The following is a 304-nucleotide window of genomic DNA, read 5'->3' on the forward strand; positions in this document are numbered from 1 at the left end:
GTGCAATTGTCACTAATTTTAATATTGTATCGAAAGAGGTCGATGCTTTATCTGTTTCTGTTGAGCGTCCTTTTATTGTGAGAAACACAGCAAAAGAAAGCGTATGTAGACAACGCTTCGACATTGCCCATGAAATCGGACATCTCGTAATGCATGAAGGCATTGTCACTGGTGACAGAACTACTGAAAATCAAGCCAATCGGTTTGCAAGCGCTTTATTACTCCCAAGGCCAATGATGCTTAAGCTATATCCTCGCCCAAATGGTAATAGGCTAGACTGGAAGGGGATGAGGGAATTCAAATT

The 304-nt window shown here is 41.4% G+C and carries 1 protein-coding gene; it reads left to right on the forward strand.

Translation table 11 applies throughout. From position 1 onward, the window contains the following. On the forward strand, positions 1 to 304 hold a 304-nt coding region (locus tag RMT89_RS42110; protein ID WP_315889039.1), incomplete at both ends, for an ImmA/IrrE family metallo-endopeptidase.

The sequence above is a fragment of the Streptomyces sp. P17 genome, assembly GCF_032436805.1.
Lineage (GTDB): Bacteria > Actinomycetota > Actinomycetes > Streptomycetales > Streptomycetaceae > Streptomyces.